Raw genomic sequence first — 6905 nt, forward strand, 5'->3', positions numbered from 1 at the left:
AAATACTATTATCCAACCAAACGCACAATAGCCAAAAATTCTAATCCATTTAGGTAATTGATGCATGTTAATTTTATTTGTGGGAACTCCTTGCATAGAAAACATCATTTTTTGATCTCTATCTCTATTATTTTGTTGTTCATACATAATATCATCACCTTTCCAGAACTATTGCGTTTATAGTATATCAGCCTAAAGAAAATTATGTACAGAATAAGAGGGGATAGCATAAATATTATGTGGTGAATTTTATAAATAAATGCATTTAATTGCCGTGGTTCTAAGCGCTAATCCGTTATAAATACTGAAAAAGAGCACTACATAAATAGGACTCTTTTTCTTCAAATATTAAGTTGCTGGATATAAATCAGAACCAAGGTAACGTTCTTTTATAATTTGAAGGTGATGAAGCTCATGACCAGCAATGATGTATGCTAATGCACGAACTGTAACTTCAGAATTATTCGCATTTCCTCTTTGTGACCAAGCTTCTTTATCTAAGCTTCTAAGTAAATACAAGGTAGATTGGCGAACAACTATTAAATTCTCAAGAAGATCTTGCATAGATTGCTTATCAAAACCAGCTCTAAGAACATACATATCATCATTATAGCCTGGAAGTTCTGCTGTCTCGCCTCGAGCGATTGATAGCAATCGATACGCCATAATCCGTTCTGTATCTGCTATATGACCGATTACTTCTTTTATACTCCATTTAGTAGGAGCATACCGGAAAAGTCCCTCACTATCAGAAATTCCCTTTAATAAAAGATTTGTTTCCTTCATTTGTTGTTCTAGAATATGTATGATATTTCCGTCTGATACCAAGTTGGTATACGTTGCATAATAGGAGTTATATTCACTTACCTCTGGTCTTATTTGCATATGAATCATCCTTTATGTTTTATATTTAATCTTTACATATAGCTTATCATAAAAGAATTCTAAATTAATCTGAAAAATGGAGGGAAATATGCATTTTTCATCTTCCTTTTCATCTTCATAGATGAAATGCATCTCGAATAAGAGAATCTAATTTGCTGTTAAGCGGAATTTCGTTTTTTTGCTATTATAGTAGAAGATAAATATGTAAATTGAATACAGTTTGTCACTACTTATGATAATCGCCATTTAAGAAGCAGCATTTGTCCATTAAGTGAAAAACCTGTTAATAAATTTATACTTACTACAAAAACAAACAAACTCGTCCTATTTAAAGGAGAGTTTGTTTGTTTTTATGTTTAGATAATGGAATACTCATGTAAAATTGCACACTATGTTCCATATTTTTTATTGAATACTTTATATCTAGCGTTTCAAGAATTTGCTTAACAATATATAGCCCTAAACCATTTCCTCCAGTATTTCGATTTCTTGATTTTTCAATTCGATAAAATGGTTTGAAAATTTGTTGTAAATCTTCATCTTTAATATTGACACCTGTATTTATAATTTGCATTTCGATTTGACCTTGTTTCGAATCCTCACTTAACTTTATATAGACTTTTTCATTATGTGGTGAATACATAACCGCATTGTGAATAATATTTTTACATGCTTTTTCTAAAAGAGCACAATCGGTATAAATAGAAAGGTCAGAATCAATTTCTTTTATTATTTCAATGCTTTTTTGAGAAGCAAAAAATTCGAGATCTTTTGTGATTGCACCTATTAACTTTGAAAGATTAACTTCCTCTACTTTTAGTTTGAAGGTGTGTTGTTCTAATTTCGATACGCTTAAAATTTCACGAACTAATTGTTCCATACTTTCAATAATTTGATGATTTTTCTTTAAATATTGATCGCGATTTTGATAAGGGCCAATATTGTATATCATTCCTTCTAAGTATCCTTTCATTACAGTAAGAGGGGACTTTAATTCATGTGCTACAATCGCAAAAAACTCTCTGCGTTTTGTTTCTATTTCTCTTTCTTTTTCAATATCATTTTTTAATTGTTCATTTGCTTTTTTCAAATCAAACATAGCTTGTTGCAAGTTAATAGACATGTCATTCAAACTATTAGATAATTCTCCTAACTCATCTGTAGAGCGAACCTCAATTTTTTCGGAGAAATCTAAATTTGCCATCTTTTGTGCACCTTCATTAATATAAATAAGTGGCTTTGTAATAAACCTGGAATAAAAATAAGCACTTCCTATACCAATAACGAGCACAATGATACTAATATAGGGGAGAAAGCGTACTAAAACCTGTGAAGCTTCATCAATCGGTTGAAATGTAGCAAACACTACAAGCGTTAAACTACCATCTTGAAATTGAATTGGTTTCGTAACGTTATATGAATTGCTAAGGGTACTTGCATTCTCGAATCGTGTTGCTTTAGTAACTACTGTTTTTTGCGTACCACTTTGAATAAAAGAAAATGAAGGAGAGTAAATAATTACTCCTTCTTTATTTTGAAGATAAAGCATCGCATTATTTTTTTTGGCGTATTCATCAAAAAGTGGTATCGCATCTTGAAACATAAGATTTTTAGATTTATCAATGATTTCGTTTATCCCTGTTTGAAGTTGATCTGTTTTATATTGCTCATAAAACGTCGGAAGAAAGAAGTATAAAGTTAAATAAATCAATACTGCAAAGGATAATAAAATGAGAGATGTAGTCATAAAGAGTTTATAAGTAATTTGCTTCATTTTCATGAGTTTCACAATACTATTCATCAATTTTATATCCAATACCCTTTATTGTTTTAATATAAGGGATAGCTAATTTTTTGCGTAGGTTTTTAATATGTGTATCAATTATTCGTGTTTCTCCAAAATAATCGTAACCCCAAACCTTTTCAACGATATTTTCTCTTGTGAGTACTTTTCTCTCATTTTGAAATAGTAGTTGTAGAATTTCAAACTCTTTTGTCGTTAATATAATTTCAACGTCATTTACATATACTCTATATGCATCCACATCAATACGCACTTCTTTAAATATCAAATGATTATTTACATTTTTATCATAACTTCTTCTAAGTACAGCTTCGACTCGTCTAATCAAAACATGAAATGAAAAGGGCTTTGTTATATAGTCATCGATCCCAAGGTCGAATCCTTTCATTTGATCTTCCTCTTCTTCCAACGCAGTTAGCATAATAATTGGTACGTTTGACTGACTTCGGATCATTTTAGAAACTTCAAACCCATTAAGATTGGGCATCATGACATCTAGAAGAATTAAATCAAATGATTGCTTATTAAATTGTGTCATACCCTCTAGTCCATCTGAAGCGACTACCACTGTATAATGCTGTGTCATTAAAAATTGTTTAATTAATTCCTGAATTTCTTGATCGTCCTCTACCACGAGAATATGATAGTTTTTCATAATATCACCTCTGGTAGTCATTATAGCCGTACTATCTGGAGTTTATGTGGAGATACAATAGGAACTTCATAGGACGTTTAACGTAGTAGCTCCATTTTCAAGATTGTGTATTCTCCATAAAAAAGTATTATTACCCATATTCCTTTTTTATAGAGAAATATTTGTGCGCTTGAAAAAACTTATTATATAAAAAGCTAAACAATTAATATTTACAAAAAACTAATGTATAATAATGTAAATTGCATGTAGTTTTTTAAACTGTTTGAAAATATACTTTTGATACTTTACTAGAAGGGGAAAGGGAGATGAATTTAAATATAAAAGAAGCCAGCGAAATTTTAGAGCTTACGCCACAAATTTTTTAGTTTTTTTGCTAATTTAGTAAAGGCCTAAGGTGCAAACAAGGGATTATTTAAATCATGTGAGAAAGGTTGTGAAATTATTTGATGGGTTATAAAGCGATGCTGTTTGATTTAGATGATACGTTAATTGATAGGGATAAGGCAGTAGATAACTTGTTTTTATTAGTTTTAGAAAAATGTTATGAGGATGTTAGTGATACAGTCAAAAACAATATGTTACAGAAATTCAAAGAATACGATAAAAGGGAATACGGCATTAGTGATAAAACGATAGTTTTAGAATCATTATTTGATGAATTCGCGCCGAAATATAGATTGCCACACAATTATATCCAAGATTTTTGGAATGAAAATTTACCTAAATGTTTTTCAATAGACCAAAATACTATTCATTTCTTAAATCAAATAAAGAAGCACTTTAAAGTTGGAATTATAACAAATGGCTCAACTCAGAGGCAAAAAGCTAAAATATTTAATACGAATTTAAATAGATATTTTGAAACAATCATTATTTCTGAAGAAGTGGGATTTAGTAAACCTGATAAACGTATATTCGAACTAGCATTAAATAAGCTAAATTTACAGCCGGAAAATACTTTATTTGTTGGGGATGACTTAGAAAAGGATATTGTTGGTCCTCAAAATGCAAATATAAAAGGTGTGTGGTTTAACCCTCAAAAAATCAAGAATACGACCAAAATACAACCATATGCCGAGATTAACACTTTGGATAGTTTGTTAAGTTATGTTACTCCACAATATTTTTATAACAAGTAAAAGCAATTTCATATATATACATTCAAAAATATAAAAAAGAGAAACTATCATTAATTTCATTGACCGTATTAGTAATAAAAAAATATATATTTACAATAAAAAATAGAGGCAATTTTAATAGCTGCGGCTAATTTAATCTATGATTAATACGAAGTTTTGTAAAACAATTTTACTCATACTCTGTAAATTATAAAGGGGTGGGACTATGGAAATAAAGAAAGTAGTAATCGATGGAATCAATATTGCGGTCATTAGAAACGATAAGGTATTAATATCGGATGTTCAGTCTGCATTAGATACTATGGCAACAGTTCAATATGAGGTAGATGCGAAACATATTATTATCCATAAATCTTTAATAAGTGAAGATTTCTTTGATCTAAAAACACGGCTTGCGGGCGATATTCTTCAAAAGTTTATAAACTACAAGGTAAAGATTGCTATTGTTGGAGATTTCTCTATGTATACTAGTAAAAGCTTAAAGGATTTTATTTATGAATGTAATAAAGGGAATGACATTTTTTACTTAGCAACTGAACAACAAGCAATTGAAAAACTAAGTACATTAAAGTAATAATTATATCCCGCTAAATTCCCCCATTTCACTTAGTTCATGATTATATACGATATAGAAGAACTGATGTTTGTGGTAAACTAAGAGATGAATAAAGGGGGAGTTTTCTTGAACAATTTTAATAATATAATCCAAAATTTAAATAATATAGTTTACAAACCTAACAACTTAATGATTACGAATCTAAAAGAAGAAAAGCAAAACGCAGAATATGCAGGATGTTTATTCCATTTAAATAACAAAACTATTCGTTTTAGAAAATCAAAAGTTACTCCTAATAAAATTGGTCAATTTGTTTCTTTTTGGGAGAAAGATGAAAATATGCGAAATATAGCTTTCTCTTATGAAGCTGCTCCTGATTTATTAGTAATCACTTGTATTGCTGATAACAAACTAGGACAATTTATTTTTCCTAAAGAGATTCTTCTTAAAGAAAAAATATTGAGAACACAAAGTCAAACAGGGAAAATGGCAATGAGAATTTATCCTGTTTGGGATACCACTGTTAGCAATCAAGCTAAAAGGAGCCAAACGTGGCAACTTCACTATTTTGTTGATTTAAGCGATATTAATAATTTGCCTATAGATAAACTATTAAATTTATATTCGTAGCTTTTGATTTGCCCCAAAAAGAAGTAATTACAGAAAAGACATTTGTAATGACGCCTTCTATTAATTTACCTTGTGAATCGTAATTTTTGTACCGGTACAGTTAAATGAAATGTACATTGTTACAGTGCCCCTTAAAATTTACAATCAGCATATATTATTTAAACTTATAAATTTTTAAGGGGTGCTAATTATGACAAGTTTACAAAATCAGCTTTTCACAAGATTAAATCTTAAAAAACGTAATGAAGTAACGTTTGAAGAATTACCTACTATACTCTTTTCATTTGCACACACTATACCATTTGAGAATTTAGATGTTATAGCACGAAATACGAATCAAATCTCTCTGGAAAACTTACGAGAGAAAATTTTAACTAGTTCCCGTGGTGGACTTTGCTACGAATTAAATACTCTTTTTTACTATTTCTTAAAAGACTGTGGCTATGATGTACAACTGGCATTAGGTACGGTGTATAAAAATGATATAAATGCATGGGCACTGGAGGATGGCCATATAACAATTATTTTAACTTATGATAATCTACAGTATTTAATTGATGTAGGTATAGCTTCGTTAGTACCTCTTGTTCCTGTACCTTTTACTGGCGAGTCTGTTTCTTCAAAAAATGGTTCGTACCGAGTGAGACGAAAAGATACGAGTAAAGGAAATTATGTTTTAGAAAGAATAGATGCTGCTGGAGAATGGAAAGTTTGTCATGCTTTTTATAAACATATTATTGATGAGATAGTAGTAAACGATGTTCAAAGAAGAGTGATAGAAGATGAGAAGTCTATTTTTAATAAAGGACCAATTGCAGTAAAGTTGACGAACTCCGGTCATATTTCATTAACGAATACAAGTTTAACTGAAGTTATTCATGGGGAAAAAACTAAGCGTGAAATTACAGAAAATCAATATAAAGAGTTTTTATATACTTTATTTGCTATTAAGTTATGAATAATAAAGATAGCCGGTTTTTATTCAGAAGCGGCTATCTATATTATTTTGGTGTAAATGGTTTTCTTCTAATATGTTTCGGAAACTGCGGTATAGTTAATGTTTTTAATGTTTCCTCCGCTTCTTCATATGTATGAAAAATTGGTTCTTTTCCATCATCCCCTTGTAAAACTAGCCCTTCATCTCGGATTACATATGGCATAAAACCACCCCATCTAGTAAAGAATTATATTCTTTTGCAGCAGAATAATACGATTTAAAGTTGATTTTCTTAATAC

8 protein-coding genes are annotated in these 6905 nt (G+C 30.0%); 4 read left to right on the forward strand and 4 right to left on the reverse strand.

Going from position 1 to position 6905, the window contains the following annotated elements; all coding sequences use genetic code 11:
* Window positions 1–348 precede the first annotated feature (348 nt).
* The 3 genes from GBN78_RS27700 to GBN78_RS27710 form a co-directional block, all read right to left on the reverse strand.
* Entirely contained in the window at window positions 349–885 is a 537-nt protein-coding gene (locus tag GBN78_RS27700) for a DinB family protein (protein ID WP_109140893.1), read from the reverse strand.
* A 328-nt stretch (window positions 886–1213) separates the two neighbouring features.
* On the reverse strand, window positions 1214–2686 hold the full coding sequence (locus tag GBN78_RS27705) for a sensor histidine kinase (protein ID WP_193224765.1): 1473 nt from the start codon (window positions 2684–2686) through the stop codon (window positions 1214–1216).
* Window positions 2679–3344, reverse strand: a complete 666-nt coding sequence (locus GBN78_RS27710; protein ID WP_000800727.1) for a response regulator transcription factor — start codon at window positions 3342–3344, stop codon at window positions 2679–2681. The genes GBN78_RS27705 and GBN78_RS27710 overlap by 8 nt, the downstream gene beginning before the upstream one ends.
* Before the next feature lie 446 nt (window positions 3345–3790).
* On the opposite strand from GBN78_RS27710, the gene GBN78_RS27715 reads away from it, so the two are divergent.
* The 4 genes from GBN78_RS27715 to GBN78_RS27730 all read left to right on the forward strand — a co-directional run bounded on the left by GBN78_RS27715 (window position 3791) and on the right by GBN78_RS27730 (window position 6627).
* Window positions 3791–4483 carry an HAD family hydrolase gene (locus GBN78_RS27715; protein ID WP_000540706.1) on the forward strand — a complete coding sequence of 231 codons (693 nt, stop codon included), beginning with the start codon at window positions 3791–3793 and terminating at the stop codon, window positions 4481–4483.
* 205 nt (window positions 4484–4688) lie between these two features.
* Entirely contained in the window at window positions 4689–5057 is a 369-nt protein-coding gene (locus GBN78_RS27720) for a DUF4180 domain-containing protein (RefSeq protein ID WP_000403464.1), read from the forward strand.
* Window positions 5058–5144: 87 nt separating this feature from the next.
* A complete protein-coding gene (locus GBN78_RS27725) occupies window positions 5145–5669 on the forward strand; it encodes a MepB family protein (protein ID WP_193224766.1) in 525 nt (174 codons plus the stop codon).
* A gap of 190 nt (window positions 5670–5859) precedes the next feature.
* Window positions 5860–6627, forward strand: coding sequence for an arylamine N-acetyltransferase family protein (locus GBN78_RS27730; RefSeq protein ID WP_000202802.1), 768 nt, complete (start codon window positions 5860–5862; stop codon window positions 6625–6627).
* Between the two features lie 43 nt (window positions 6628–6670).
* Here the strand turns inward: GBN78_RS27730 and GBN78_RS30475 are convergent, their stop codons facing one another.
* Window positions 6671–6829: a hypothetical protein gene (locus GBN78_RS30475; protein ID WP_001987460.1), complete on the reverse strand. Its 159-nt coding sequence runs from the start codon at window positions 6827–6829 to the stop codon at window positions 6671–6673.
* Window positions 6830–6905 lie beyond the last annotated feature (76 nt).

The sequence above is a fragment of the Bacillus sp. B2-WWTP-C-10-Post-4 genome (assembly GCF_009183805.1).
In the GTDB taxonomy this organism is placed as follows: Bacteria; Bacillota; Bacilli; order Bacillales; family Bacillaceae_G; genus Bacillus_A; species Bacillus_A cereus.

What these genes read in the sequence shown, in the direction of transcription:
- GBN78_RS27700 (WP_109140893.1), bottom strand. Translation starts at nt 885, where the DNA reads ATGCAAATAAGACCAGAGGTAAGTGAATATAACTCCTATTATGCAACG.
- GBN78_RS27705 (WP_193224765.1), bottom strand. Translation starts at nt 2,686, where the DNA reads ATGAATAGTATTGTGAAACTCATGAAAATGAAGCAAATTACTTATAAA.
- GBN78_RS27710 (WP_000800727.1), bottom strand. Translation starts at nt 3,344, where the DNA reads ATGAAAAACTATCATATTCTCGTGGTAGAGGACGATCAAGAAATTCAG.
- GBN78_RS27715 (WP_000540706.1), top strand. Translation starts at nt 3,791, where the DNA reads ATGGGTTATAAAGCGATGCTGTTTGATTTAGATGATACGTTAATTGAT.
- GBN78_RS27720 (WP_000403464.1), top strand. Translation starts at nt 4,689, where the DNA reads ATGGAAATAAAGAAAGTAGTAATCGATGGAATCAATATTGCGGTCATT.
- GBN78_RS27725 (WP_193224766.1), top strand. Translation starts at nt 5,145, where the DNA reads ATGAATAAAGGGGGAGTTTTCTTGAACAATTTTAATAATATAATCCAA.
- GBN78_RS27730 (WP_000202802.1), top strand. Translation starts at nt 5,860, where the DNA reads ATGACAAGTTTACAAAATCAGCTTTTCACAAGATTAAATCTTAAAAAA.
- GBN78_RS30475 (WP_001987460.1), bottom strand. Translation starts at nt 6,829, where the DNA reads ATGCCATATGTAATCCGAGATGAAGGGCTAGTTTTACAAGGGGATGAT.